This is a genomic window from Pseudomonas sp. P110(2024) (genome assembly GCF_057480795.1).
Genome location: NZ_JBLIYT010000010.1, coordinates 117,192 through 142,463, shown reverse-complemented (window position 1 = coordinate 142,463; position 25,272 = coordinate 117,192). Strand labels below are relative to the sequence as shown.

Below are 25,272 nucleotides of genomic sequence, written 5' to 3'. Positions count from 1 at the left end.
TTGACAAAAAGTGACTCGCCGTAAGGGCGAAAAGGTGACTCTGCGTCACCATCGCAAATGAATGCGCTTACAACAATAAATACCGACACCGACCGTCTTTGACTTTGACTTTGACTTTGACTTTGACTTTGACTTTGACTTTGACTTTGACTTTTAAATAGTTTGTTTTAAAAGTTATACGCGCATCCATTTACGATGGTGACGCAAAGTCACCTTGCCGCCCTTACGGCGGGTCCCTTTTTGAAGGATCAAAAAGGAACCAAAAAATCCTCGCTCCATTCATCCGGCCCCTACGCTTCGCTCCGGGGTTCCCTCGCTCCGTTCTTGCTCCCGGGAGGACCGCGCTGAACGCCCCATCCTGGGGCGCAGCGCTTGACGGGCATCCATGCCCGTCACCTCCCTACGCAAGAACTCCACTCGGCCTCCTGAAGTCGCAATTGGTGTTGCCTGATCTACCGCGCGCTTAAAAGCAAACAGCAAACAGCAACAACAAGAGCGAACAACAAGAGCGAACAACAAGAGCGAACAACAAGAGCAAGTTACTCGTATCTCACTCGTCGGCCTCTCCAGGACTTTCATGAATTGTTGACGATCTTTTCACACGGTCCCCTTTAGCGTCGCCTGCCAACCGATCCGGCAGGCAACCGCGCTCTGAGGCACACGTGTCCCGTACAACTCCCCCCGCTAGAAAATCCATCGACTGGCCCGGCCTCGGCTGGCTCCTGCTGTTCTTTTGGTACTTCTCCGGCATCACCCAGGCTCTGCTGTTGTTCAGCGGCACCACCGGCTTCGCCGGCTTCCGTGACGCCCTGTTCCTCAGCAGCCTGTGGCTGGCACCGGTCCTGCTGCTACCCCGCCTGACCCGCCCCCTTGCCGCCCTGATCGGGCTGGTGTTGTGGGCCAGCTCGCTGGTCGGCCTGAGCTATTTCGCCATCTACCGCCAGGAGTTCTCGCAAAGCGTCATCTTCGTGATGTTCGAGTCCAACACCGCCGAGGCCGGGGAATACTTCAGCCAATACTTCAGCGTCTGGCTATGCCTGGGGCTGCTGCTCTACAGCGCGATCGCCGTGCTGCTGTGGCGGCGCATCCGCCCGGTCACCCTGCCGCTTTACAGCCGCCTGCCGGTGGTCGCCGTGTTACTGACAGCAACCCTGGGTTACCCGTTCTACAAGCAGATGGTCTCCCAACAACGCAGCTTCGCCGACGCCCGGGAAAAGGTCGAACAGCGCATGGCGGCCGCGGTACCTTGGCAACTGGTGGTGGGCTACCGGCAATACCGCCAGCAACTGGACAACATGCAGGCTCTGCTGGAGCAGAACGCCGCCCTGCCGCCACTGCAGAACCTCAAGGATGCCAGCGGCGACGCGCCACGCACCCTGGTGCTGGTACTGGGTGAGTCCACCACTCGCGAGCACATGCACCTCTACGGCTACAACCGCGACACCACACCGAATCTCGACACCCTGGCCGCCAGCGACAAGGGCCTCACCGTGTTCCGCAACGTCGTTTCGCCACGCCCGTACACCATCGAAGTGATGCAGCAAATCCTGACGTTCGGCGATGAACAGCATCCTGATCGCTTCCTCACCGACCCGTCGCTGATCAATTTGATGAAACAGGCCGGCTACAAGACCTTCTGGATCACCAACCAGCAGACGATGACCAAGCGCAACACCATGCTCACCACCTTCTCCCAGCAGACGGACATGCCGGTCTACCTGAACAACCAGCGCAACCAGAACGCCAGCCAATACGACAGCGTGGTCCTGGCGCCTTTCGAAAAGGCCCTGCAGGACCCGGCCGGCAAGAAGCTGATCATCGTCCACCTGCTCGGCACGCACATGGATTACCGCTACCGCTATCCGGCCGGCTTCGACCACTTCAAGGACCACACCGGCGCGCCGGCGGCGCTGTCCCCCGACCAGCTACAGACCTACAACTTCTATGACAACGCCGTACGCTACAACGACTTCGTCGTGTCCGACCTGATCAAGCGCTATTCGGCCAGCACACCGAACGGCTTCCTGCTGTACCTCTCCGACCATGGCGAGGATGTCTACAGCTCAGGCAATCATGATCGCCTTGGCCGCAACGAAGCCGACCCAACCCGGCCGATGTACACCATCCCCTTCCTGCTCTGGACCTCACCCAGCTGGCAGGCGGCGCACCCGCGCGACCTGCAGTCGATGGCCAACCGCCCTTACAGCAGCGCACACTTGATCCACACCCTGTCCGACCTGGCGGGCCTGAGCTACGACCGCTACGAGCCGGCCAAGAGCCTGGTCAACGAAGCGTTCACCGCCAGCCCACGCTGGATCGGCGACCCGTATGCGAAAAACGGGCTGCATGAATTCGACAAACTGCCCGGCGCCCGAACGAAACAGGAGCAGCGGACCGCCAGCAGCGACACGGTTCGCCCTGACGAAGGCTGACGACTCGGGCACGGCCTACCATTCATCCCCACCCCTTCACTTGAAGGGATACCTTTCGAAAACCGATATCTGGTCCCCCAGGTATCGGTTTTTTGTTGCATCGATGATGAATAATTTTCCGCCATATTGTTTCGTACATTTCCTGAGAATTACAAAATGACAATATCGCGCTCCAGAATGACGGACTCGTGCCTCAGTAATCATGGGAAACTCAGATGAATACGGACAAACATCACCTTTCGCATAGGATCAAAACGACGAAATTAAACATTCCAAAAGGGAATGATGTAGCAACTAATTGTCGTTTGTTGAGAACGCCTTTCAACGCCAATACTGATTTCAATCAAAGCAATCGCAACTGCCACGGCATTGGAGAAGCCGTCAGCCGACCGGCGCCCAGCCCGCGCCCGTCACCTGCAACTGGAAGTGGTCAGATCACAACAAAAACAACAACTCACCCGAATGCAGATCCAATAGGTTGCCCATGACCCATTCGAACAACAATGCAAACTTGACTGCCGCAACCCCGCCTTCCGGACACCTCAAACGCACCCTCACCAGCCGCCACCTGAACATGATCGCCATCGGCGGCTCCATCGGCACCGGCCTGTTCGTCTCCTCCGGTGCCACCATCGCCCAGTCAGGCCCCGGCGGCGCGCTGCTGGCCTTCGCGGTAATCGGCCTGATGGTCTACTTCCTGATGACCAGCCTCGGTGAAATGGCCGCGTGCATGCCGGTCAGCGGCTCGTTCTCCACCTATGCCTCGCGCTACGTGGAAGAAAGCTTCGGTTTCGCCCTGGGCTGGAACTACTGGTACTCCTGGGCCGTGACCATCGCCGTGGACCTGGTGGCCGTGCAGATCATCATGCTCTACTGGTTCCCGGACACCCCCGGGGTGATCTGGAGCGCGGCCTTCCTGGTGCTGCTGTTCGCCCTCAACGTCGCCTCGGTGCGCTTTTTCGGCGAGGCGGAGTTCTGGTTCGCCCTGATCAAGGTCATCACCATTCTCATCTTCATCGCCGTGGGCGTGCTGATGCTGCTGGGCATCCTTGAAGGCGGCCAGGACGGCGGCGCCCACCTCTGGCAGATCGGCGACGCGCCCGTTGCCGGCGGCCTGCCGGCGCTGATCGGCGTGGCGATGATCGTCGGCTTCTCGTTCCAGGGCACCGAATTCGTAGGCATCGCCGCCGGCGAAACGGAAAATCCGGGGCGCAATATTCCCAAGGCCGTGCGTCAGATCTTCTGGCGCATCCTGCTGTTCTACGTGCTCACCATCGTCGTGATCGGCCTGCTGATCCCCTACACCGACCCACGGCTGCTCAAGGACGGCCTGTCGGACGTCACCATCAGCCCGTTCACCCTGATCTTCGCCAAGGCCGACATGCTCGCCGCCGCCGCCGTGATGAACGCAGTGATCCTGACCTCGGTGCTGTCCGCCGGCAACTCGGGCATGTATGCCTCCTCACGCATGCTCTACAGCCTGGCGCTGGAGCGCAAGGCGCCGGCCATCTTCGCCCGGGTAACCCGCAGCGGCACGCCGGTCTGGGCGCTGCTGGCCACCGCCGCAGTCGCCGGCCTGTGCCTGCTGAGCTTCCTGTTCAGCCCTGGCAAGCTCTACCTGTGGCTGCTCAACACCTCCGGCATGCTCGGCTTCATCGCCTGGCTGGGCATCGCGATCAGCCACTACCGTTTCCGCCGCGGCTACCTGTTCCATGGCCACGACCTGGCGAAACTGCCGTATGTCTCGAAGTACTTCCCGTTCGGCCCGCTGTTCGCCTTCGGCCTGTGCATGGTGGTGATGCTCGGGCAGAACTACCAGGCGTTCATCGGCGGGCAGATCGACTGGATCGGTGCCTTCGCCACCTATGTCGGCCTGGTGCTGTTCGTGGTGGTCTGGTTCGGCCACAAGCTGGTCACAGGCTCCAGGGTGGTGCGCTACAGGGAAATGGACTTCTCCAGCATCGAGATGCGCAAGGCCGAACGTAGCAAAGCAGAGCCTTCCGGCAACGCGGTCGCGGCCAGTCAGCAGCCCGCCTGAAAACTCCATTGGCGGACCCGCCCCGGTCCGCCCATCACTGCTCCGGGACCCTGATGAACAGCACCTTCGACTCTTACTACGAAGCCACCGCCAGCAGAACCCTCTACCCTGACCAGAGTGGGCGCACCGATACCCGCGTGTGCATACTCGGTGGCGGCCTGGCCGGCCTGTCGACCGCGATAGGGCTTGCCGAGCGCGGGGTGAGCGATGTGACGATCCTCGAGTCGCAACGCATTGGCCATGGTGCATCGGGACGCAACGGCGGCTTCGTCTTCGGCGGCTACAGCCTTGGCAACGCCGACCTGCTATCGGCGCTGGGCGCCAACGAGGCACGCAAGCTGTATCGACTGACACTCGACGCCGTCGACCTGATCCGCGAACGCACCCGCCGCTACACCATCGACTGCGACCTGGTCGACCAGGGCGTGATCCTCGCCAACTGGTTCAACGACCCGTCGCGCCTGAAGAATCCGCGCCAGCTGATGAAGCAGGCCTATGGCGTCGACTGGCAATACATCGCCCCCGGCGAACTGAAGGAACAGCTCAGGACCGAGCGCTATTACGGCGGATTGCTGGAGCGCAACGCATTCCACTTCCACCCGCTCAAGTACGTCTGCGGCATCGCCCAGGCTGCCGCCCAGGCCGGGGTGACGATCTACGAGCAGTCGCCGGTGACCGGCATCGAGAAGAAGGCAGGCGGCTACATCGTGCGCACCGGCCAGGGCGAAGTCCATGCCGAGGAAGTGGTGTTCAGCGCAGGGGGCTATGCCCGTGGCATCTACGCCCCGATCGAACGCGCCGTGCTGCCGATCGCCACCTACGTGGTAACCACCCCGCCATTGGGCGCGCGCTTGCCGGACGCCATCGACTGCCAGTCGGCCATCTACGACACACGCTTCGCCTTCGATTACTACCGCCCACTGAAAGACACCCGAATCCTCTGGGGCGGACGCATATCCATCCTCGATCGCGGGCCACAGGCCATCGCCAAGCTGCTCAAGGCCGACCTGGTGAGCGTCTATCCGCAACTCGAGGACGTGGCGCTGGAATACGCCTGGGGCGGCCTGATGAGCTACGGACGCCACCAGATGGCGCAGATCGGCCAGGACGCCAACGGCATCTGGCACGCCGTCGGCTTCGGCGGCCACGGCATGGCACCGACCACGGTCGCCGGCGAAGTCCTGGCGGACGCCATCGCCCGTCGCCTGCCGATCCCGAGTGGTTTCAGCCGGTTCGGCCTCGAACGCACCTTTGGCCTGGCCGGCCTGGTGGCAGCTCAGGCCACCTACACCGCCTACCAGGCACGCGATGCCTTCGATGCTCGGCGGCTGAACCGTTGACGCCGGTATTCCATTGATGGCATGCCGATCATGCGCATCGGGGTAACCCAAGCGCGTACAGCGGCGAGAAGGTCACGGCGCCCCTCAGCCCAAGCGCACTACCGCGTGCTTGACCTTGTCGAGCAACTCCGACATTTTGAATGGCTTCACCAGCATTTCCATCCCTGTCCCCAGGAACGCCTGGCGGTCCAGCGCCGCATCGGCGTACCCGGTCATGAACAGCACCGGCAACCCTGGTCGATGCAACCGTGCGATGTCAGCCAGCTCTCGCCCACTCATGGTCGGTAGTCCGACATCGGTCAACAGCAGGTCGATGCTCTCCTCCTGCTGCAGGTATTGCAACGCCTCATCGATGGTCGACGCCAAGGTGCATCGGTACCCGGCCTCGCCCAGCGCCTCGGCCACCGACAGTCGGACCGAGGCCATGTCCTCGACGATCAACACGTGCTCGCCATTGCCCTGCTGGTCATTCCCGACCTCGCGGTCCAGGCTGACCGCCGCCTCGTCGCTGGCCGGCAGCAACAGCGTCACCTCGGTGCCCTTGCCAACCACACTGCGCAGCTCCACATGGCCACCCGACTGTCGGGCGAAACCGTAGATGGTCGACAAGCCCAGGCCAGTGCCCTGGCCGAGAGGCTTGGTGGTGAAGAACGGATCGAAGACCTTGTCGAGCAACTCGGCCTCGATTCCACTGCCGTTGTCGCGCACGGTCACGGCCACGTAGGCGCCATCGGCGAGGTTGGCGTCGCCGTGGCACCAGGCCGCCGAAGTGTTGACCCAGATTTGCCCGCCCTTGGGCAGCGCATCGCGGGCGTTGATGACCAGGTTTAGCACCGCGCTTTCCAGTTGCACCGGATCGACCAGGGCGATGGCCGGCAGGGTGGACAGCTCCAGGGTGAGGGTGACTCGCTCACCGATCGTGCGGGTCACCAGTTCCTCCAGCGAGCGTATGTGCTGGTTGACGTCCACCGGACGGGTGTCGAGCGGTTGCTGGCGGGCAAAGGCCAGCAGCCGCTGGGTGAGCACGGCGGCGCTGTTGGCCGAGCTCAGCGCCACCTCGGCATACTTCGGCACCTTTTCCACACGGTTTTCCGCCACTCGTTTGCGGATCAGCTCAAGGCTGGTGATGATGCCGGTCAGCAGGTTGTTGAAATCGTGGGCGATGCCACCGGTGAGGCTGCCCAAGGCATCCATTTTCTGCAACTGCAACAGTTGCGCCTCGGTGCGCACGCGCTCGGCCACTTCCCTGGCCAACTGGCTGTTGGCATCTTCCAGGCGTGCCAGGTGCGAGCGCTCGCGGTGACGGTGTTCGGTGATGTCCTCGACGAACACCAGACACAGACCAGGCGCCTGGTACGGCGACAGTTGCCACTCGGTGTCGCGCGGTTGCCCCTGCAGGCGCATGCCCAGCGTGCCTTTCCAGCGCTCCCCCGCCGCGAGGTGCTGGCGCAACTCCTCGAGCGCCTTGACCTGGCCTTCGGCGAAGCACTCGTGCAGACACAGCGGGTCGCGGTTGTCCTGCACCAGATGGGCGAAGGCGTGGTTGCATTCGTGCACCTTCAAGTCGCCATCGAGCACGGCGATGGGGGCGGACACACCCCGGAAGATTTCCTGGAACCGCGCTTCGCTCTGGCGCAAGGCCCGCTCGGTGTCGCGCACTCGCAGCAGGGTGCGCAGGGTGGCGAGCAGCACGTCCGGGTCCACCGGGTGGATCAGATAAGCATCGGCACCGGCGTTCAGGCCAGTAATGATATCGCCGCTCTGGATCGATGCCGCCGACACGTGGATCACCGGCAACAGCGCCGTGCGACTGTCCTCGCGCAGCAACCGGACAATGTCGAAACCGCTCATGTCCGGGAGGTTGACGTCGAGAATCAGCGCATCCACTTGCTCGTCACGAATCAGCGCCAGCCCCTCCCCGCCGGTGCCCGCTTCGAGCACTTCGTAGCCGTGCGCGCCGAGGCGGCGGCGCAGGGCGTAACGGGTGGCGACGTTGTCATCGACGATGAGCAGGCGCAGGTCAGGTTTCATCCACACTCTCCTGGGCTAACGCCAGCGGAATGATCACGAAGAAAGTGGAACCGACCCCTGGCTCGCTGTGCACGCCTACCTCCCCGCCCAGCAGCGTGACGAAACGCTTGCATAACGACAGCCCCAGGCCGGTGCCACGCAGGCGTTTCTGCAAGGGTGAATCGAGCTGTGCGAAATCCTCGAACAACGTGCCCAGCAGCTCCGAGGCAATGCCAATGCCTGTATCGCTGACGGCGAAGCGGATGTGCTGCGCATCGACGAGTTGCGCCGACACTCGCACTTCACCGCGGGTAGTGAACTTCAAGGCATTGGAGATGAAGTTGCGCAGGATCTGCGCAAGCTTCTTGTCGTCGGTATAGAGGCGCGGCAGGCCCACCGGCTCTTCGAAAATCAGGTCGACCGCCGTGGCGTCGACGATCGGCCGAAACATCCCGCGCAGCGCCGCGAACAGGTCGAACATATCGAACCAGGCCGGCGAGATGGTGATGCGCCCGGCCTCGATCTTGGCGAGGTCGAGGAGGTCGTCGACCATGTCCGACAACTCACGGGTCGCATTACTGACAAATGCAACCTGGCGGTGCTGCTCTTCCGACAGCGGCCCGTCCAGCTCGTCGGCCAGCAGGCTGGTGATGCTCAGTATCGAGCCCAGCGGGGTGCGGAACTCATGACTCATGTACGACAGAAAGCGACTTTTAAGGTCGGACGCCTGGCGCAAGTGCTCAGCCTGGATGTCCAGCTCGGCATACAAGGCCAGCACGCCTTGATTGGTTTCTTCGAGCTCGGCGCGCAGGGCCTCGTTTTCGGCCTGCAGCCGCGCGAACTGCTCGGCGTCTCGCATGGTAGGCTCAGCCATGGTCTGGCTCCAGGTCGATCACCAGCACCGTCACATCGTCCCGCCCCCGGCAGAAATCCCGATGCAGCACGGCAGCAATCACCGCCGGGTGGCGATGCACCAACCCAGGGTAGTCTTGTAGATTCCAGCGCGACTGCAGGCCGTCGCTGTAGAGGATCAGCAGGTTGCCCGTCACGTCAGCGTAGTCGAAGACCTGGGCTTTGCGGTATTGCCCGCCGACGATACCTGGAAGCGAGGGCATGCCGCGCATGCGGGTCGGCGCCACCAGACTGGCGCCGATGTTGCCGATGCCAGAGAAGGCCATATGGCCGCTGTGCTGATCGTGCTGTGCGATGGCAACCGCGCCGCCCCGGGTGCTGCACATCGCCAGGTGCAGCCGCTCGATCAGCAAAAGTGGGTCGAGAAAGGCATCCTCGGCGAATGCCGCTGCCGCGCTCTGGGCCGCCTCCTCGGCATCCGGGCCATGCCCCAGGCCGTCGACCAGCAAGGCGCTGAGACGCCCGTGGGTGAGCGCGACGTGCCAGGTGTCGCCGCAAGCCGGGTCGTCATGCAGCGCGTGATGGCTGACGCCGATGCGCAGGTCACGACTTTCGGCAGCGCGTTGGTACACGCGGGCCATGATTACCGAGCCGCGGGCGTCGGTGTGCATGTCGAACACCTTGGCCATACGTGCCACCGCGCCCAGGCCGATGCCCTGTGTACCACCGGTGGAGTAGCCATCGACGAGGCATGTCTGGGCATCGAACCCTTGGGCCCGGTCCACTGCCAGCAACTCGATGCCCAGGCCGTTGGCACCGGGCACGCTGCGCAAGTGCAATGCACCCGCTCCGGCGTGCTTGAGCACGTTGCTGGCCAGCTCGGTAGCCAGCAACGCCACACGGCCGGCGTCCTCGCTGTCGAAGCCTTGTTGCTCGGCCAGGCGCTGAGCGGTGCGCCGGGCGTGGCCGATCTGGGTGCCCTCTTCCAAGGGCAAGACCAGCGTCCTGCTGGCAGAAATATTCATATCCATCGCGTGATCGTCACCCGCGTGCCCTCGCCTGGCACGCTGTCGAGCTCGAACTCGTCCACCAGACGGCGAGCGCCGGTCAGGCCCAGGCCCAGGCCATTGCCGGAGGTCCAGCCATCGGTCAGGGCCAGCTTCAGGTCGGCGATACCCGGCCCTTCGTCACGGAACAACAAGCGCACTCCGGTGCGACCCGCTTCCTCGAGCACCTGCCAATCCATGTCGCCCCCGCCGCCATAGATCACGGTGTTGCGCGCCAGCTCGCTGACAGCGGTGACCAGCTTGGTCAGGTCCACGAGGCGCATGCCGCAATCGCTGGCCAGTTTGCGCGCCAACTACCGGGCCAGTACCACGTCCTGCTCGATGCGTACCGGCAGGCTGCCACTGTGCTCGCCGCTCATGGGTGCCTCACGTGCTGGCTGAGCCGCTGCATGCCTCGCTCCACATCCAGTGCCGTGCTCACCCCAGGCAGGGTCAAGCCCAGTTCCACCAGGGTAATGGCCACGGCCGGCTGCATGCCCACCACCATCACCTGGGCATCCATCAGCCGCGACAGGCTGGCGATGTCAGCGATCATCCGGCCAATGAACGAGTCGACCATGTCCAGCGCCGAGATGTCGAGCAACACGCCCCTGGCGGAGGTGGCGCTGATGCGGTCGGTAAGGTCGTCTTGCAAGCACATGGCCAGCTTGTCATGCATGTCGACCTGGATGGTCACGAGCAGAAACTCGCCCATCCGCAGAATCGGGATACGGTCCATGGGCTCAGGCCTGCTCGCCCAGGTTCACACCCAGGCGCTTGAGCGCGAGCTTCAGCGCATCAGCGAGGTTAGCCTTGGTAGTCAGGGTGCCCAGGTCCAACCCCAGGTGCACGATGGTCTGCGCGATCTGCGGGCGCACCCCGCTGATGATGCAGTCGGCGCCCATCAGCCGGATGGCGGTGACGGTCTTGAGCAGATGCTGGGCGACCAGGGTATCGACAGTCGGCACACCGGTGATGTCGATGATGGCGATTTCCGAGCCGGTGTCGACGATACGTTGCAACAACGACTCCATCACCGTCTGGCTACGCTGCGAATCGAGCGTGCCAATCAGCGGCAGGGCCAGCACGCCATCCCACAGCTTGACCACCGGAGTGGACAACTCCAGCAGCTCTTCCTGCTGGCGCTTGATAACCGCTTCGCGGGTCTTTTGATAGGTGCGGATGGTGTGCATCCCTAAAGTGTCGACCAGCTCGGAGATCAACCACAATTGCTCGGCCAAGCGAGCCGGGTCGTCGCTGAAATGCGTTTGCAGCAGGCTGAACAGCGGCCCCTTGAGGGCGAAGATGAAATACACCGCCTGGTGCGAGTCGTGCCCCAGTTGGGCGCGGCTGGCCGAGAGTTTTTCCAGGAACCGGCGGGTTTCATCCCAGTCGCTGATGGCGATGTCATTGCCACTGCCTGTCTGCAAGACATCGACCAGCAGTTGCAGGAAATCGCGGGTTTCCTGCAACAGGGTCTGTTCCTTGATATTGCGGGTAGCGCCATTGGCCTCAAGCGCTGCCGTCCATTGCTCCAACAACTGCGCCTGGTTGTGCTTGATGGCTTCCAATGTGCTGCCGTGCAGTGCTGCCATGTGTGTTCGCTCCTATGCGGTTAGGCCGGCATCCCCATGAACAGCCGACCTGCAAAGAATGACATTTAGCGCTGCAAATAGTTGTAGAGTTTGAAAAGATAATTGCAATGAGCCACCGCGTCATGGCTCCTGGCTTGGGGCAGAGGAAAAGTGAGTGAGGAACGGGTTCCGCGGCAACGCGCAATAGAGCGTGTAAGCTCAAAAAGCGCCAAGTCCTTGCTTATTTGGCCTGGAAACGAAAAAACCCGCCTATAGGCGGGTTTTTCGTATCAACCATTCCAGACTGGAACGGTTGAGAATATGGTGGGTCGTGTAGGATTCGAACCTACGACCAATTGGTTAAAAGCCAACTGCTCTACCAACTGAGCTAACGACCCGTTGGATGGCGCGTATATTACTGATTTCTCAGAGGAAATCAACACCCCATCGCAACTTTTTTCAAAAATACCGGGTGGGATCCTCTACACCGGCCGCCTTGAAGCCGTCGGCCCGCAGGCGGCAGCTGTCGCACTTGCCACAGGCACGCCCGTCGTCGTCGGCCTGGTAGCAGGAAACGGTGAGGCTGTAGTCCACGCCACGGGCAATGCCCGCCTGGACGATCTGCGCCTTGCTCAGGTTCTGCAACGGTGCCTGGATGCAAAAGCCCTGCCCTTGCACGCCGGCCTTGGTGGCCAGGTTGGCCATGCGCTCGAAGGCTTCGACAAATTCCGGGCGGCAGTCCGGATAACCGGAATAGTCCACGGCGTTGACACCAATGAAGATGTCACGGGCTTCGAGCACCTCCGCCCAGCCCAGGGCCAGGGAAAGGAACACGGTGTTGCGAGCCGGCACGTAGGTGACCGGAATTCCCTCGCTTGGGGCCTCGGGCACATCGATGCTGCTGTCGGTCAGGGCCGAGCCACCGATGCCGTCGAGGTTCAGGCCGATCACCTTGTGTTCGACCACGCCCAGGTCACGGGCCACCCGTGCCGCGGCGTTGAGCTCGGCGCGATGGCGCTGGCCGTAGTCGAAGCTCATGGTGTAGCACTGGTAGCCGTCGGCCTTGGCCATGGCCACCACGGTGGCCGAGTCCAGGCCACCGGACAGCAGGATTACCGCGCGTTTGTCAGTCATGTTTTTCTCCTCAACGTCCGGGTTCGTCGTTCCACAGCAACTTATGCAACTGCAGCTGGAAACGCACGGGCAGGTTGTCGGCGACGATCCAGTCGGCCAGGTCGGTAGCGCTCACCTGATGGTGGCTGGGCGAGAACAGCACCTCCCCGGCACGCTCGGCCAGGTTGTACTGAATCAGCTTGGAAACCGCCCAATCGTAGTCCTCGCGGGAACAGATGACGAACTTGACCTGATCGTTGCCGGTCAGCAGCTCGATGTTCTCGTAGCGGTTGCGATGGGACTCTTCCGAGCCTGGGGTCTTGAGGTCAACCACACGGCTGACCCGGGTGTCGACGCCACTGATGTCGAGGGCGCCGCTGGTTTCCAACGACACGTCATAACCGGCATCGCACAGGCGCTGCAGCAACGGCAACGCGTTGGGCTGGGCCAGCGGCTCGCCGCCGGTCACGCAGACGTAGCGCGGCCTGAAGCCGGCGACCTGCTCGAGGATCGAATCGAGGGTGCGAATAGTGCCGCCACTGAAGGCGTAGGCACTGTCACAGTACTGGCAGCGCAGGGGGCAACCGGTCAGGCGCACGAAAACCGTGGGCAGCCCGGCCGTTCGCGTTTCACCCTGCAACGAGTAAAACACTTCGGTGATGCGTAATGTGTCTTGCATGTTCGCCACGGGCGTGACAGCTGAACAGGCTGTCCGCCTCCGTCAGGCACTGTCGCGGACTCGACATGGCGTTATCCGCGGCAGCGTGTTTACGAAAAAAGGGCCGTGATTCTAACGAAAAAACCCGCGGCAGGCGCGGGTTTCTTCATCAACGGATCGCTCAGAGCTTCTGCAGGTCGCGCTGGGCCAGTTGTGCGGCGGAAGTGCCGGGGTACTGGGTGATGACCTGCTGCAGGATGCCCTTGACCTTGTCGGTGTGGCCCATGCGGCGCTCGACATCGGCCAGCTTGTACAGCGAGTCCGGCACCTTGCTGTGTTTCGGGTACTTCTGGCCGACTTCGGCGAAGGCCTGGCTGGCGCCTTGCAGGTCGCCCTTGGCCAGGTTGACCTCGCCGAGCCAGTACTGGGCATTGCCGGCGTACTGGCTGTTGGGGTACTTGCGCAAGAAGGCGTTGAAAGCCTGGCTGGCCTTGTCGAAGTCTTTCTGCTTGATCAGGTCGAAAGCGGCGTCGTAATACAGCTTCTCTTTCGCCGGATCACCCGGCTCGCTGCTGGCGGCCGGTGGCTGCGCGGCGCTGGCGCCGGCACCCGTGGCTGCGTTGTTCGCGCCACCGGTGGAGGAATTGTCTGGAGTCGCGGCAGGCGCGGCACCGCTGCTGATGCGGCGGTCGAGATCCTGGTAGCGCTCGAGGTTTTCCTGCTTCATGCGCGACACATCGTTCTGCAACTCTTCGATGATGCCTTGCTGGCGGGAAATCTGGTCCTGCATCTGCTGCAGCTGCATGAACAGCTGGCCATTTGCAGAAGCAGGGGCCGAAGCCCCTGCTCCGGCATAGGCGCCGCTCGTGCCATAACCCGCAGGTGGATAGCCACCCGCGTTGTCATCTACTACGGGAACCGCAGCCCACGCCGAAAGGGGCAGGCTGAGTGCGAGGACGGTTACAGCACGACGGCACATACGCATAAGAACTTACTTACGCAGTTCTACGCGACGGTTCTGAGCCCAGGACTGCTCGTCGTTGCCGGTGGCAACTGGACGCTCTTCGCCGTAGGAAACCAGTTCCAGTTGAGCAGGGGAAACGCCCTGCAGAACCAGGTAGCGCTGAACGGCCTTGGCACGACGCTCACCCAGAGCCATGTTGTACTCGCGGGTGCCGCGCTCGTCGGTGTTGCCTTCCAGAACAACGCGGTTGCCGTTGGCTTTCAGGTCCTTGGCGTGAACGTCCAGGGAGCGCATGGCTTCTGGCTTCAGATCCGAGCTGTCGTATTCGAAGTAGAAGGTGGTGATTGCGCGCAGGGCGGCTTCTTCGCTCAGGGAGCCGTCGACAGCGCCAGTGTTGGCACCGTAGCCAGCGTTCGGGTCAACAGCGCCTTCACCAGCGTTGTCACCGCCCTTCGAGGAGCAACCTACAGCTACGGCCATGGCCAGAGCCAGCGCAGCGAATTTACCAAACTTCAGCATTTCCATCGTGAAACTCCTAATGAAACCCCAGTGTGTTAAGCAAAAAATGTTACGCCGCAATCAGTTCAGGTAAGGGGACCAGGACGGTTCTCTGACTTCGCCTTGAGCGGTAGGAAGTGGGAGCCTCACACGGCCGTTAAGCGACACGAGCATCAAGACTCCCCGGCCCTGCTGGCGGGTGGCGTAGATTAGCATGGTGCCGTTTGGCGCAACAGTGGGAGACTCATCAAGACTGGTCTCGGAGAGAATCTTTACACTTCCGCGTTGCAGGTCCTGAGCGGCCACCTTGAAGTTGGTGAAGCCCTGCTGGCGATGGATCATCACCAGGGTCTTCTCGTCCGCCGACAGTTTCGGGTTGGCGTTGTAGTTGCCAACGAAGGTCACGCGCTCGGCACCACCGCCACCAATCGACTGTTTATAGATCTGCGGCTTGCCGCCACGGTCGGAGGTGAAGTACAGGGTGTTGCCATCCTTGCCCCAGAACGGCTCGGTATTGATGCCCGGGCCTGCGGTCACGCGAGTGATCTGGCGCGAGGCCACGTTCATCACGTAGATGTCCGGGTTGCCATCCTTCGACAGCACGAACGCCAGACGGGTACCGTCAGGCGACCAGGCTGGAGCGCCGTTCAGGCCTTCGAAGTTGGTGATCTGCTCGCGGCGGCCGGTGTCGATGTGCTGGATGAATATGCGCGGGCGCTTCTGCTCGAACGAGACATAGGCGATACGCTTGCCATCCGGCGCGAAACGCGGCGACAGGATCGGCTCACGCGACTGCAACAGGGTCACTGCACGGGCACCATCGTAGTCCGAACGCTGCAGGGTGTAACGGGTGTTGTTGGTCGAGAAACGCTCGGCGGTCACGTACAGCATGCGGGTGGAGAACGCACCCTTGATCCCGGTGAGCTTTTCGAACGACTGATCGGCGATGTAGTGAGCCATGTCGCGCAGCTGGTCGACGCCGCCAGCAACACTGCCGGTCAGCACTTGCTGCTCGGTGGCGACGTTGAACAGCGCGTAGCTCACCTGCAGGCGACCACCTGCCGGCACGATGTTGCCGACCATGACGTACTGGGCGCCCAGGGCTTTCCAGTCACGGAAGATCACTTCGCTGGCCTGGGTAGGCAGGCTGATCATGTTCTGCCGCGGAATCGGCCCGTAGTAACCGGAGTTGCGCAGGTCGTTGCTGATGATGTCAGCCATGTCCTCGGGCAGCACGCTGCCGCCCTGCACGCCGAACGGCACTACCGCAATGGGAGTTGCCCGGTCGCTACCACTGGTGACCAGGATGTTCTTTTCTTCTGCCATGGCCATGCCTGCCACGCAGCAGAGCAAGACCAGGAGTCCTCTCAGACGTTTAATCACAACGCTAGATCCTCAGGTGTAAATGTCATCTTGAATGAACGATACGGATTGAAATCGCTCGGCTTCAAGCCCTGCATCTCGGTCAACCGACCAATGTTCTTCACCGCGGCCACGGCCGAGCTGTCGAACGGGGCGTCGCCGCTGGACTTGGCCACACTCACGTTGGTGATGGTGCCGTCCGGCAGCATGTTGATCTGCAGAACTACCGTCATGCCCTTGCGCGCAGATGGCGGACGCGCCCAACCTTCGGCCGCGCGCATGCGAATCAGGTCGTCGAAGTCGCCGGCCACCTGGTCACCCTGCTCGTCGGCCAGCGCCTGCTGCCGCTCGGTGGTGTCGGACAACAGCTCGGCGAGCGCCTGGGCCTTCTTGTCTTCCGCCGCTTTGCGAGCTGCTTCCTGTGCCTTTTTCTTCTGGGCGTCTGCCGCGGCCTTTTTCTTGGCCTCTTCAGCTGCCTTCTTCTTCGCCTCCTCGGCCGCCGCTTTCTTCTTGGCGTCCTCGGCTGCTTTTTTCTTCGCGTCTTCGGCGGCTTTCTTCTTCGCCTCTTCCGCGGCTTGTTTCTTGGCTTCTTCCTCGGCCTGCTTCTTGGCCTCTTCCTCAGCCTTCTTCTTGGCGATGTCGGCCTGTTGCTTTTCAGCGGCCTTCTTCGCTTCCTCGGCTTTCTTGGCCTCGGCGGCTTTCTTCTGCTCGGCGGCCTTGGCGGCCTCCTCAGCCTTCTTCGCCTCGGCGGCTTCGCGAGCCTCCTCGGCCTTTTGAGCGGCGTCGGCTTTCTTTTGTTCCGCGGCCTTCACGGCCTCCTGCTCGACCTTCTTCTGCTCCATCTGCTCGACCTCGGTCTGGCGCGAAGCGGTCTTCTTCGCCTCCCCGGCAATCTTCTGATTGGTCTGGGTAGTCGCCTGACTCTTGGACTTGAGCTGGTAGAGCGTGGCCTGGACGATAGGTTTGGCAGGCGGCAGCTCTGGAGTCATGGCGAAGCTGACGAACAGCATGCCGAACACCAGCACATGCAGCGCAATGGCCCAGACACTGGGCCAGAAGTAGCTTTCCGAGGCGGATGGCTCTCGCTGTTGCATCAGGGCGCCTCGGTAATCAGGCCAACGTTACCGACACCGGCCTTCTGCAACCCGCCCATGGCGCCCATGACCGCGCCGTAGTCGACGGCCTTGTCGCCACGGATGAAGACCTGGGTCTGCTTGCCCTGATCACGGCCGGCGGCGATGATCTTGGTCACCGCCCCAGTCATTTCCGGCAAGGTCATGGCCTTGTCCATCTGCTTGTCGGTGTCGACTTCGCTGCCAAGGTTCCAGTAGTAGGTCTTGTCGGCCTTGATCGAAATGGTCAGGACCTGGACGTTGTTGTCCTGCGGCAGGGCTTCGCTGGAAACCTTGGGCAGGTCCACCTTCACGCCCTGATTGAGCATGGGGGCGGTCACCATGAAGATGACCAGCAGCACCAGCATCACGTCGATGTAGGGCACCACGTTCATCTCGGCGACCGGCTTGCGTTTGTGGCGAACTCGGGCCATGGGTTTCTACCTGATCACTCTTCGCTGGTGTGTACTTTGCGGTGCAGGATCGCCTGGAACTCATCGGCGAAGGTGTAGTAGCGGCCAATCAGCACTTCACTGCGCGCGGCAAAACGGTTGTAGGCGATAACGGCGGGGATCGCGGCGAACAGGCCGATCGCGGTGGCAACCAGCGCCTCGGCGATGCCGGGTGCCACGGTGGCCAAAGTAGCCTGCTGGGCGCTGGCCAGGCCGCGGAACGAGTTCATGATGCCCCATACGGTACCGAACAGGCCGATGTACGGGCTGGTGGAACCGACGGTGGCCAGGAACGGCAGGCTCTGCTCAAGCTTCTCTTCCTCGCGGGAGATGGCTACGCGCATGGCACGACCGACACCTTCCATGACCGCGTCCGGGTCGACACCCGGCTGCTGGCGCAGGCGCGAGAACTCCTTGAAGCCGGCGCGGAACACCTGCTCGACACCCGAGTCCGGATCAGGGTTGCTGCCCGCCTGACGGTAGAGCTTGGACAGGTCGATGCCTGACCAGAAACGCTCTTCGAAAGCGTCCAGTGCACGACGACCGGCGCGCAGCATGGTGCTGCGCTGGAAGATCATGATCCAAGAGGTCACCGAGGCTGCCACGAGGGTCAGCATCACCAGCTGAACCACGATACTGGCATTGGCGACCAGGCTCCACATGGAGGTATGGTCGACGACGTTTGCTTCCACGCTTATTCTCCTGCGTTCGATTGAGTACCCGTGCCGTCCGCCAGGAAGGCGTCGCGCAGTTCTGGCGGAATGGCCCGGGGTTTGAAAGTGTCGGCGCGCACGGCGGCCACCAGGAACTGCCCCTCGCAGAGCAGCACTTCATCCTGTGTTCGCCACACCTGCTGCACGAAGCGCAGGCTGGCACGATTCAATTCAAGCACTTGCGCGGTCACCCGCAGCTCATCGTCCAGGCGGGCCGGCGCGTGATAGCGCGCCTCGCTGGAATGGACCACGAACAACAGGTTGTCCTGCGCCAGCTGGGCCTGGGAGAACCCAAGGTGCCGCAGCCGCTCGGTGCGGGCGCGCTCCATGAACTTGAGGTAGTTGACGTAATACACCACGCCACCGGCGTCGGTATCCTCGTAATAGACGCGACAACGGTGTGCGAACGGTTCCAGCCCATTTTGCGCGCGCATACTCTAGTGGTTACTCCTGAACTTGCCAATCCGCCCCGGCAACTGTTTTTGCATCGATAATGTCGTATTGCCAGCGAGCCTGCGCCGTGCCAGCGGTAGGACCACGAAAAACCCGATTTGATCTGTCATATGTCGTCCTGGGCGGCATATTCACCACCTTCGCAGAAGCGCCCGGGGATGTTCAGGCCGAAATGCAGGTAGGCGTGCCGGGTCACCACGCGGCCTCGCGGAGTACGCATGATGTAGCCCTGCTGGATGAGATAGGGCTCGAGCACGTCCTCGATGGTGTGACGCTCCTCGCCGATCGCCGCGGCAATGTTGTCGAGCCCCACCGGGCCGCCGTCGAACTTCTCGATCATGGTCAGCAGCAGACGGCGGTCGGAATGATCAAAGCCACGTTCGTCGACATCCAGCAGGTTCAGCGCCATGTCCGCGACCGCCTTGGTGATTTCGCCCTTGCCACGCACTTCGGCAAAGTCGCGCACCCGCCGCAGCAGGCGATTGGCGATGCGTGGCGTCCCCCGCGCCCGGCGGGCGATCTCGAAGGCGCCCTTGTCGTCCATCGGCAGCCCGAGAATGCCGGCCGAACGGCTGACGATGGTGGCCAGGTCCTTGTTGCTGTAGAACTCCAGGCGCTGGACGATGCCGAAACGGTCGCGCAGCGGGTTGGTCAGCATGCCGGCACGGGTGGTGGCGCCGACCAGGGTGAACGGCGGCAGGTCGAGCTTGATCGAGCGCGCGGCGGGGCCTTCGCCGATCATGATGTCCAGCTGGAAGTCTTCCATTGCCGGGTAGAGCACTTCCTCGACCACCGGCGACAACCGGTGGATCTCGTCGATGAACAGCACGTCATGGGGTTCGAGGTTGGTCAGCATCGCCGCCAGGTCACCCGGGCGTTCGAGAATCGGCCCCGAGGTGCTCTTGACCGACACGCCCATCTCCTGGGCGATGATGTTGGCCAGGGTGGTCTTGCCCAGGCCTGGCGGGCCGAAGATCAGGGTATGGTCGAGGGATTCGTTGCGCCCGCGCGCGGCCTGGATGAATAGCGCCATCTGCTCGCGCACCACCGGCTGGCCGATGTATTCGTCCAGGCGCAGCGGGCGGATCGCGCGGTCCTGGACTTCTTCACGGTCGCGGCCACTGGCGGCGATCAGGCGGTCGGTCTCGATCACTTGGCAATCATCCCTTTAAGGCTGCGACGGATCAGTTCCTCGCTGCCAAGGCCAGCCTTGTCCTTGATCGCGGCAATCGCCTTGCTCGCTTCCTGTGGCTTGTAGCCCAGGGAGACCAGGGCGCTGACCGCGTCGGCCTCGGCCGAGGACTCGCTGGCCACCGGCAGCGGGCCGTCGGAGACCAAGGTGAACATCGCCGGGGAGGTTTCCCACGCCTTGAAGCGATCCTTGAGCTCGACCAGCAGGCGCTCGGCGGTTTTCTTGCCGACGCCGGGCACGCGCACCAGGACCGAGGCGTCCTGGGCCTGCACACAGCGCACCAGCTCGTCCACTTCCAGGCCGGACATCAGCGCCAGCGCCAGCTTCGGCCCCACGCCGTTGAGACGGATCAGCTCGCGGAACAGCTCGCGCTCGCGCTTTTCGGCAAAACCATAGAGCAGGTGGGCATCTTCGCGCACCACCAGGTGGGTGTGCACGGTCACTGGCTCGCCGACCTTGGGCAGGCGGTACAGGGTAGTCATCGGCACTTCCAGCTCATAGCCTACGCCGTTGACGTCGATAATCAGGTGCGGCGGCTGTTTTTCCGCCAGGGTGCCACGCAAACGTCCAATCACGTTCCGTTCCTTCCTCTCGGGCGCCGGTCGAAAACCGGTCCACCCTATCAGCAAATGCGCCGGGAGCGCGCGCCCCCCGGACAAAATGTGTATCAGCGCATGAAGCGGTTACAGACGCAAGCGCCCGCCACGCCGCCGCGCTGTCGCCAACCCATGGGGAATCAGGCTGGAACGGGTATGGGCGTGGCACAGGGCGATGGCCAGGGCGTCGGAGGCGTCGATCTGCGGTTTCTGGGTCAGCTTGAGCAGGTGCATGACCATCATCATCACCTGCTCTTTATTGGCCCCGCCGGTGCCGGCAACGGCCTGCTTGACCTGGCTTGCGGTGTACTCGGCGATCTCCAGGCCGGCCTCGGCCGCAGCGACGATGGCCGCGCCCCGGGCCTGGCCCAGTTTGAGCGCCGAATCGGCGTTGCGCGCCATGAACACCCGCTCGATGCCCATGGTCACCGGGCCATGCTCGCGGATGATCTCGCTCACCCCGCGAAAGACGATCTGCAGGCGCTCGTGCAGCTCGCCGCCGCCGGTGCGGATACAACCCGACGCCACGTACTCGCAGCCACGGGCGGTCTGGCGGACCACGCCGAAGCCGGTGATGCGCGAGCCAGGGTCGATACCAAGAATGAGAGTCATAACGCCTACAAAGATGTGCGAATTTGCCGGCCATATCGCAGGACAAGCCCGCCCCCACAAAAACTACACCGCCATCTGGCGCACGTCTTGTGGGAGCGGGCTTGCCCCGCGATCAAGCCGATAGCCGAAACGATCAGCCCAGCGTTTCCATGATCTCATCGGAGATCTGTGCATTGGAGTAGACGTTCTGCACGTCGTCCAGGTCCTCGAGCATGTCGATCAGCTTGAGCACCTTCTCCGCGCCGTCCTTGTCCAGCTCGGCACTGGTGGTCGGCTGCATCACGATCTCGGCGTCCGAGGCCTTGAAGCCAGCCTCTTCGAGCGCATTGCGCACGGCATAGAAACTGTTGAACGAAGTGAACACCTCGAAGGAGCCATCGTCGTTGGCCACCACGTCATCGGCGTCGGCCTCCATCGCGGCTTCCATCAGCGCGTCCTCGTCGACCGTAAGCTCGGCGGCGAAGCTGATCTGCCCCTTGCGCTCGAACAGGTAGGCCACCGAGCCGTCGGTGCCCAGGTTGCCACCGCACTTGGTGAAGGCATGACGCACGGCGGCGGCGGTACGGTTGCGGTTGTCGGTCATGGCCTCGACCATGATCGCCACGCCGCCCGGGCCGTAGCCCTCGTAGCTCAGCTCTTCGACGTTGTCGCTTTCGTTGGTGCCGGCACCACGGGCCACGGCGCGATCGATGATATCGCGGCTCATGTTGGCCCCCAGGGCCTTGTCCAGCGCCAGGCGCAGCCGCGGGTTGGAGGCCGGGTCAGGACCGCCCTGCTTGGCCGCGACGGTCAGTTCGCGGATCCACTTGGTGAAGACCTTGCCTCTCTTGGCATCCTGGCGCTCTTTGCGGTGCTTGATGTTCGCCCACTTGGAATGACCAGCCATAACGACTCCGAATCCTTGAAACAGAAACAGGTTCCGCCCCGAAGGGCGGAACGTGAAAAATCCTGCGCCTCAAGCGCGGGGGCACCCCGTTGCCGGGGCACCCCGGTCGATCACTCGACCTTGGTCTGCTCGCGCAGACGGATGTGCAGTTCACGCAGGGCCTTGGCGTCGACCATGCCTGGGGCCTGGGTCATGACGCAGGCGGCGCTCTGGGTTTTCGGGAAGGCGATCACTTCACGGATCGACTGGGCGCCGGTCATCAGCATGACCAGGCGATCCAGGCCGAAGGCCAGGCCACCGTGAGGTGGTGCGCCGAACTTCAGGGCGTCGAGCAGGAAGCCGAACTTCTCTTCCTGTTCTGCCGCTTCGATACCCAGCAGGCGGAAGACCGCTTGCTGCATCTCTTTACGGTGGATACGAATCGAACCGCCACCCAGCTCGGTGCCGTTCAGGACCATGTCGTAGGCACGCGACAGCGCGGTGGCCGGGTTGGCCTCCAGCTCTTCAGGGGTGCACTTCGGCGCGGTGAACGGGTGGTGCAGCGCGGTGAAGCTGCCGTCTTCGTTCTCTTCGAACATCGGGAAGTCGACGACCCACATCGGCGCCCACTCGCAGGTCAGCAGCTCGAAGTCGTGGCCCAGACGGATACGCAGCGCGCCCAGGGCCTCGCTGACGATCTTGAACTTGTCGGCACCGAAGAACACGATGTCGCCATCCACGGCACCCACGCGGTCGAGGATGTTGTTGAGGTTGGCCTCGGGGATGTTCTTGACGATCGGCGACTGCAGACCCTCGACACCCTTGGCGCGCTCGTTGACCTTGATGTAGGCCAGGCCCTTGGCACCGTAGATGCCGACGAACTTGGTGTACTCATCGATCTTGCTGCGCGGCATGCTGGCGCCGCCTGGCAGGCGCAGGGCGGTGACGCGGCACTTCGGATCGTTGGCAGGGCCGGCGAAGACCTTGAAGTCGACGTCTTTCAGCTGGTCAGCGACGTCCACCAGCTCCAGCGGAATACGCAGGTCCGGCTTGTCGGAACCGTAGCGGCGCATGGCTTCTTCGAAGGTCATGTGCGGGAATTCACCGAACTCCAGGTCCAGCACTTCCTTGAACAGCTTGCGGATCATGCTTTCGGTCAGGCCCATGATCTCGGACTCGTCGAGGAAGCTGGTCTCGATGTCGATCTGGGTGAATTCCGGCTGGCGGTCGGCGCGCAGGTCTTCGTCGCGGAAGCACTTGGCGATCTGGTAGTAGCGGTCGAAGCCGGCGACCATCAGCAGCTGCTTGAACAGTTGCGGCGACTGCGGCAGGGCGAAGAAGCTGCCAGCGTGGGTGCGGCTCGGCACCAGGTAGTCGCGCGCGCCCTCAGGGGTGGCGCGGGTCAGGATCGGTGTTTCGACATCAAGGAAGCCGTTCTCGTCGAGGAAGCGACGGATGCTGCTGGTGATGCGCGAACGCAGGCGCAGCTTGTCGGCCATTTCCGGACGGCGCAGGTCGATGAAGCGGTAGCGCAGGCGGGTTTCCTCGCCGACGTCGGAGTATTCGTTCAGCGGGAACGGCGGGGTTTCCGCTTCGTTGAGCACGTTCAGCTGGTAGCCGAGGATCTCGATGGCGCCCGAGGCCATGTTGGCGTTCACCGCGCCTTCTGGGCGCTTGCGCACCTTGCCGGTGATCTGCACGACATATTCGCTGCGCACGCGGTCGGCGGCGGCGAAGGTTTCGGCGCGATCCGGGTCGAACACGACCTGGGCCATGCCTTCGCGGTCACGGATATCGAGGAAAATCACCCCGCCGTGGTCGCGGCGACGATGGACCCAGCCGCAAAGGGTGACTTCCTGGCCGTCCAGGGACTCGTTCAGTTGGCCGCAATAATGGCTGCGCATCATGATCGTGGTTTCGCTTCTCGTGATTCGTGTGTTCGGTGGAGGTCTTGGCCGCCCAAGGGGCTAATACTGCAAGACCCGGCGGGTGCAATTCAACTCAGTCGGCCTTGTCGCCGCCTGCCAGATTCTTTTTTGCCCCGGTCTTGAAGTCGGTCTCGTACCAGCCGTTGCCACTCAGGCGAAAGCCGGGGACCGACAGCAGCTTCTTCAATGCCGGCGCCTGACACGCCGGGCAATCGGTCAGCGGCGCGGCACTGATCTTCTGCAACACCTCCATTCGGTGTTCGCAGGATGCACATTGATAGTCATACAGGGGCATGGGTGTCTCTCGTCAACCACATCGCACGCTGCCCAGGGCAGCAAAGAGCGGGATTATATATGGTAAAGAAGAGCAGCGCAGCCCGGCGATCAGTGCGCGTCCCGCGCTTCCTGCAGCCAGGCGACACAGATCACCCTGACCAAGCCGCTGAAATTGCGCACCCCACCATGACGCAGGTGCACCTCACGATCCACATAGGACAGCACGGCGCTCACCGAACAGCGGTTGGCCTGGGCGATGCGCTCCAGGATGCGCCAGTACACCACTTCCAGGCGCAGGCAGGTGGCAAAGCCGTTGAGCCGCACCGAGCGTGACACGGGGCCGGCCTGGGCCATGTCGAAATCCCGCCTGAACGGATCAATCCGGGGACTGCCTCCCCCCTGCCTTGCATTGCCATCGATACCACGCATCGGATCGCCCATCGCACCGCCCCATCGTCACGAAACACACCCCGTTCGTCAGCAAACGGGTCCATGACTGTCATGAAGCGCCACCCACCAGGCCGATAGCAGCGGCAAAGCCTTCCCCACAAACACCCGGGCCCGATACCGCCGAACGGTATCGGGCCCGGGTGCATTCGGCAGAACGACAAGCAACCGGCAATCAGTTCCCGTCGAGCAGGACCCGCAACATCCACGCCGTTTTCTCGTGGACCTGCATGCGCTGGGTCAGCAGGTCGGCGGTCGGCTCATCACTGACCTTGTCCACCACCGGGAAGATGCTGCGCGCGGTGCGCACCACCGCCTCCTGCCCCTGCACCAGTTGGCGGATCATTTCCTCGGCAGGCGGCACCCCCTCCTCTTCCTTGATGGAGGAGTGGCGGGCATAGAAGGCGTAGGAACCCGGTGCCGGGAAGCCCAGGGCACGAATACGCTCGGCAATCGAATCGACCGCCAGGGCCAGCTCGTTGTATTGCTCCTCGAACATCAGGTGCAGAGTACGGAACGACGGACCGGTGACGTTCCAATGGAAGTTATGGGTTTTCAGATACAGCACATAGGTATCCGACAACAGGCGGGACAACCCATCGACGATGGACTTGCGATCTTCTTCACTGATACCGATATCGATTGCCATGAAGCTCCCCTTTCCATAAGGCTTGATCATCAAGCGGGCAGCAAACACTCTAACAAGAGTTGCCGCCCGGCGCATGCGGCACAGGGCCGC

Annotated in this window: 26 protein-coding genes, 1 tRNA gene and 1 pseudogene; 4 read left to right on the top strand and 24 right to left on the bottom strand. The window is 62.6% G+C overall.

What is annotated here, in order from left to right; translation table 11 throughout:
* Positions 1 to 662 precede the first annotated feature (662 nt).
* The 4 genes from AC25ND_RS17320 (at position 663) to AC25ND_RS17305 (ending at position 5,810) form a co-directional block, all read left to right on the top strand.
* Complete coding sequence (locus AC25ND_RS17320; RefSeq protein ID WP_082750443.1) at positions 663 to 2,432, top strand: phosphoethanolamine transferase CptA; 1,770 nt, start codon at positions 663 to 665, stop codon at positions 2,430 to 2,432.
* Between the two features lie 215 nt (positions 2,433 to 2,647).
* Positions 2,648 to 2,920, top strand: coding sequence for a hypothetical protein (locus AC25ND_RS17315; protein ID WP_139121060.1), 273 nt, complete (start codon positions 2,648 to 2,650; stop codon positions 2,918 to 2,920).
* Positions 2,917 to 4,470 carry an amino acid permease gene (locus tag AC25ND_RS17310; RefSeq protein WP_069016685.1) on the top strand — a complete coding sequence of 518 codons (1,554 nt, stop codon included), beginning with the start codon at positions 2,917 to 2,919 and terminating at the stop codon, positions 4,468 to 4,470. The genes AC25ND_RS17315 and AC25ND_RS17310 overlap by 4 nt, the downstream gene beginning before the upstream one ends.
* A 53-nt stretch (positions 4,471 to 4,523) precedes the next feature.
* Positions 4,524 to 5,810, top strand: coding sequence for an NAD(P)/FAD-dependent oxidoreductase (locus AC25ND_RS17305; RefSeq protein WP_486976456.1), 1,287 nt, complete (start codon positions 4,524 to 4,526; stop codon positions 5,808 to 5,810).
* 84 nt (positions 5,811 to 5,894) lie between these two features.
* Here AC25ND_RS17305 and AC25ND_RS17300 read toward each other — a convergent pair whose 3' ends face one another.
* The 24 genes and pseudogenes from AC25ND_RS17300 to AC25ND_RS17185 all read right to left on the bottom strand — a co-directional run bounded on the left by AC25ND_RS17300 (position 5,895) and on the right by AC25ND_RS17185 (position 25,182).
* Complete coding sequence (locus tag AC25ND_RS17300; RefSeq protein ID WP_186597175.1) at positions 5,895 to 7,841, bottom strand: response regulator; 1,947 nt, start codon at positions 7,839 to 7,841, stop codon at positions 5,895 to 5,897.
* Positions 7,831 to 8,694 carry a sensor histidine kinase gene (locus AC25ND_RS17295; protein WP_069016688.1) on the bottom strand — a complete coding sequence of 288 codons (864 nt, stop codon included), beginning with the start codon at positions 8,692 to 8,694 and terminating at the stop codon, positions 7,831 to 7,833. Before AC25ND_RS17295 ends, AC25ND_RS17300 begins: the two co-directional genes overlap by 11 nt.
* The gene (locus AC25ND_RS17290) at positions 8,687 to 9,697 is read right to left on the bottom strand and encodes an ATP-binding protein (protein ID WP_062361230.1); all 1,011 of its coding nucleotides are present in this window, start codon (positions 9,695 to 9,697) and stop codon (positions 8,687 to 8,689) included. The genes AC25ND_RS17295 and AC25ND_RS17290 overlap by 8 nt, the downstream gene beginning before the upstream one ends.
* Positions 9,694 to 10,098: pseudogene (locus tag AC25ND_RS17285) on the bottom strand (anti-sigma regulatory factor). The gene AC25ND_RS17290 and the pseudogene AC25ND_RS17285 overlap by 4 nt, the downstream one beginning before the upstream one ends.
* Positions 10,095 to 10,457, bottom strand: a complete 363-nt coding sequence (locus AC25ND_RS17280; protein WP_028692979.1) for an STAS domain-containing protein — start codon at positions 10,455 to 10,457, stop codon at positions 10,095 to 10,097. The pseudogene AC25ND_RS17285 and the gene AC25ND_RS17280 overlap by 4 nt, the downstream one beginning before the upstream one ends.
* 4 nt (positions 10,458 to 10,461) lie before the next feature.
* Positions 10,462 to 11,313: an STAS domain-containing protein gene (locus AC25ND_RS17275; protein ID WP_062361232.1), complete on the bottom strand. Its 852-nt coding sequence runs from the start codon at positions 11,311 to 11,313 to the stop codon at positions 10,462 to 10,464.
* Positions 11,314 to 11,614: 301 nt separating this feature from the next.
* Positions 11,615 to 11,690 (bottom strand) — tRNA-Lys (locus AC25ND_RS17270).
* Positions 11,691 to 11,751: 61 nt separating this feature from the next.
* Positions 11,752 to 12,426, bottom strand: coding sequence for a 7-cyano-7-deazaguanine synthase QueC (gene queC, locus AC25ND_RS17265; RefSeq protein WP_028690578.1), 675 nt, complete (start codon positions 12,424 to 12,426; stop codon positions 11,752 to 11,754).
* A 10-nt stretch (positions 12,427 to 12,436) separates the two neighbouring features.
* Positions 12,437 to 13,084: a 7-carboxy-7-deazaguanine synthase QueE gene (queE, locus tag AC25ND_RS17260; RefSeq protein WP_028690579.1), complete on the bottom strand. Its 648-nt coding sequence runs from the start codon at positions 13,082 to 13,084 to the stop codon at positions 12,437 to 12,439.
* A 160-nt stretch (positions 13,085 to 13,244) separates the two neighbouring features.
* A complete protein-coding gene (gene ybgF, locus AC25ND_RS17255) occupies positions 13,245 to 14,048 on the bottom strand; it encodes a tol-pal system protein YbgF (protein ID WP_186597171.1) in 804 nt (267 codons plus the stop codon).
* Positions 14,049 to 14,054: 6 nt separating this feature from the next.
* On the bottom strand, positions 14,055 to 14,552 hold the full coding sequence (pal, locus tag AC25ND_RS17250) for a peptidoglycan-associated lipoprotein Pal (RefSeq protein WP_028690581.1): 498 nt from the start codon (positions 14,550 to 14,552) through the stop codon (positions 14,055 to 14,057).
* A gap of 54 nt (positions 14,553 to 14,606) precedes the next feature.
* Positions 14,607 to 15,857 carry a Tol-Pal system beta propeller repeat protein TolB gene (gene tolB, locus AC25ND_RS17245; RefSeq protein WP_051555667.1) on the bottom strand — a complete coding sequence of 417 codons (1,251 nt, stop codon included), beginning with the start codon at positions 15,855 to 15,857 and terminating at the stop codon, positions 14,607 to 14,609.
* A gap of 47 nt (positions 15,858 to 15,904) precedes the next feature.
* Entirely contained in the window at positions 15,905 to 16,981 is a 1,077-nt protein-coding gene (gene tolA / locus AC25ND_RS17240; RefSeq protein WP_186597169.1) for a cell envelope integrity protein TolA, read from the bottom strand.
* On the bottom strand, positions 16,981 to 17,433 hold the full coding sequence (tolR, locus tag AC25ND_RS17235; protein ID WP_011535155.1) for a protein TolR: 453 nt from the start codon (positions 17,431 to 17,433) through the stop codon (positions 16,981 to 16,983). Before tolR ends, tolA begins: the two co-directional genes overlap by 1 nt.
* A 14-nt stretch (positions 17,434 to 17,447) precedes the next feature.
* Positions 17,448 to 18,143 (bottom strand): protein TolQ, encoded by a 696-nt coding sequence (gene tolQ / locus AC25ND_RS17230; protein ID WP_028690584.1) that lies wholly within the window; start codon positions 18,141 to 18,143, stop codon positions 17,448 to 17,450.
* Positions 18,144 to 18,145: 2 nt separating this feature from the next.
* Positions 18,146 to 18,598, bottom strand: a complete 453-nt coding sequence (ybgC, locus tag AC25ND_RS17225) for a tol-pal system-associated acyl-CoA thioesterase (RefSeq protein WP_062361235.1) — start codon at positions 18,596 to 18,598, stop codon at positions 18,146 to 18,148.
* Between the two features lie 125 nt (positions 18,599 to 18,723).
* Complete coding sequence (ruvB, locus tag AC25ND_RS17220; RefSeq protein ID WP_028690586.1) at positions 18,724 to 19,770, bottom strand: Holliday junction branch migration DNA helicase RuvB; 1,047 nt, start codon at positions 19,768 to 19,770, stop codon at positions 18,724 to 18,726.
* Positions 19,767 to 20,384: a Holliday junction branch migration protein RuvA gene (gene ruvA, locus AC25ND_RS17215; RefSeq protein WP_062361237.1), complete on the bottom strand. Its 618-nt coding sequence runs from the start codon at positions 20,382 to 20,384 to the stop codon at positions 19,767 to 19,769. The genes ruvB and ruvA overlap by 4 nt, the downstream gene beginning before the upstream one ends.
* Positions 20,385 to 20,492: 108 nt before the next feature.
* Positions 20,493 to 21,017 carry a crossover junction endodeoxyribonuclease RuvC gene (ruvC, locus tag AC25ND_RS17210; RefSeq protein WP_028690587.1) on the bottom strand — a complete coding sequence of 175 codons (525 nt, stop codon included), beginning with the start codon at positions 21,015 to 21,017 and terminating at the stop codon, positions 20,493 to 20,495.
* Positions 21,018 to 21,150: 133 nt separating this feature from the next.
* The gene (locus AC25ND_RS17205; RefSeq protein ID WP_186597167.1) at positions 21,151 to 21,903 is read right to left on the bottom strand and encodes a YebC/PmpR family DNA-binding transcriptional regulator; all 753 of its coding nucleotides are present in this window, start codon (positions 21,901 to 21,903) and stop codon (positions 21,151 to 21,153) included.
* Positions 21,904 to 22,013: 110 nt separating this feature from the next.
* Positions 22,014 to 23,789: an aspartate--tRNA ligase gene (gene aspS / locus AC25ND_RS17200; protein ID WP_028690589.1), complete on the bottom strand. Its 1,776-nt coding sequence runs from the start codon at positions 23,787 to 23,789 to the stop codon at positions 22,014 to 22,016.
* A gap of 94 nt (positions 23,790 to 23,883) precedes the next feature.
* Positions 23,884 to 24,105 (bottom strand): FmdB family zinc ribbon protein, encoded by a 222-nt coding sequence (locus tag AC25ND_RS17195; protein ID WP_003254776.1) that lies wholly within the window; start codon positions 24,103 to 24,105, stop codon positions 23,884 to 23,886.
* An 89-nt stretch (positions 24,106 to 24,194) separates the two neighbouring features.
* Entirely contained in the window at positions 24,195 to 24,515 is a 321-nt protein-coding gene (locus AC25ND_RS17190) for a ribbon-helix-helix domain-containing protein (RefSeq protein ID WP_051555674.1), read from the bottom strand.
* Positions 24,516 to 24,708: 193 nt separating this feature from the next.
* Positions 24,709 to 25,182, bottom strand: coding sequence for a Dps family protein (locus tag AC25ND_RS17185; protein ID WP_028690591.1), 474 nt, complete (start codon positions 25,180 to 25,182; stop codon positions 24,709 to 24,711).
* Positions 25,183 to 25,272: the final 90 nt, after the last annotated feature.

Excerpts from the sequence above, each read along its gene's own strand:
- AC25ND_RS17275 (WP_062361232.1), bottom strand. The coding sequence starts at position 11,313 with ATGGCAGCACTGCACGGCAGCACATTGGAAGCCATCAAGCACAACCAG.
- ybgC (WP_062361235.1), bottom strand. The coding sequence starts at position 18,598 with ATGCGCGCGCAAAATGGGCTGGAACCGTTCGCACACCGTTGTCGCGTC.
- ybgF (WP_186597171.1), bottom strand. The coding sequence starts at position 14,048 with ATGCGTATGTGCCGTCGTGCTGTAACCGTCCTCGCACTCAGCCTGCCC.
- tolB (WP_051555667.1), bottom strand. The coding sequence starts at position 15,857 with ATGGCCATGGCAGAAGAAAAGAACATCCTGGTCACCAGTGGTAGCGAC.
- queC (WP_028690578.1), bottom strand. The coding sequence starts at position 12,426 with ATGACTGACAAACGCGCGGTAATCCTGCTGTCCGGTGGCCTGGACTCG.
- AC25ND_RS17315 (WP_139121060.1), top strand. The coding sequence starts at position 2,648 with ATGAATACGGACAAACATCACCTTTCGCATAGGATCAAAACGACGAAA.
- AC25ND_RS17190 (WP_051555674.1), bottom strand. The coding sequence starts at position 24,515 with ATGCGTGGTATCGATGGCAATGCAAGGCAGGGGGGAGGCAGTCCCCGG.
- queE (WP_028690579.1), bottom strand. The coding sequence starts at position 13,084 with ATGCAAGACACATTACGCATCACCGAAGTGTTTTACTCGTTGCAGGGT.
- ruvC (WP_028690587.1), bottom strand. The coding sequence starts at position 21,017 with ATGACTCTCATTCTTGGTATCGACCCTGGCTCGCGCATCACCGGCTTC.
- AC25ND_RS17310 (WP_069016685.1), top strand. The coding sequence starts at position 2,917 with ATGACCCATTCGAACAACAATGCAAACTTGACTGCCGCAACCCCGCCT.
- tolA (WP_186597169.1), bottom strand. The coding sequence starts at position 16,981 with ATGCAACAGCGAGAGCCATCCGCCTCGGAAAGCTACTTCTGGCCCAGT.
- AC25ND_RS17195 (WP_003254776.1), bottom strand. The coding sequence starts at position 24,105 with ATGCCCCTGTATGACTATCAATGTGCATCCTGCGAACACCGAATGGAG.
- tolR (WP_011535155.1), bottom strand. The coding sequence starts at position 17,433 with ATGGCCCGAGTTCGCCACAAACGCAAGCCGGTCGCCGAGATGAACGTG.
- pal (WP_028690581.1), bottom strand. The coding sequence starts at position 14,552 with ATGGAAATGCTGAAGTTTGGTAAATTCGCTGCGCTGGCTCTGGCCATG.
- AC25ND_RS17300 (WP_186597175.1), bottom strand. The coding sequence starts at position 7,841 with ATGAAACCTGACCTGCGCCTGCTCATCGTCGATGACAACGTCGCCACC.
- AC25ND_RS17290 (WP_062361230.1), bottom strand. The coding sequence starts at position 9,697 with ATGAATATTTCTGCCAGCAGGACGCTGGTCTTGCCCTTGGAAGAGGGC.
- AC25ND_RS17280 (WP_028692979.1), bottom strand. The coding sequence starts at position 10,457 with ATGGACCGTATCCCGATTCTGCGGATGGGCGAGTTTCTGCTCGTGACC.
- AC25ND_RS17305 (WP_486976456.1), top strand. The coding sequence starts at position 4,524 with ATGAACAGCACCTTCGACTCTTACTACGAAGCCACCGCCAGCAGAACC.
- aspS (WP_028690589.1), bottom strand. The coding sequence starts at position 23,789 with ATGATGCGCAGCCATTATTGCGGCCAACTGAACGAGTCCCTGGACGGC.
- AC25ND_RS17205 (WP_186597167.1), bottom strand. The coding sequence starts at position 21,903 with ATGGCTGGTCATTCCAAGTGGGCGAACATCAAGCACCGCAAAGAGCGC.
- AC25ND_RS17295 (WP_069016688.1), bottom strand. The coding sequence starts at position 8,694 with ATGGCTGAGCCTACCATGCGAGACGCCGAGCAGTTCGCGCGGCTGCAG.
- AC25ND_RS17185 (WP_028690591.1), bottom strand. The coding sequence starts at position 25,182 with ATGGCAATCGATATCGGTATCAGTGAAGAAGATCGCAAGTCCATCGTC.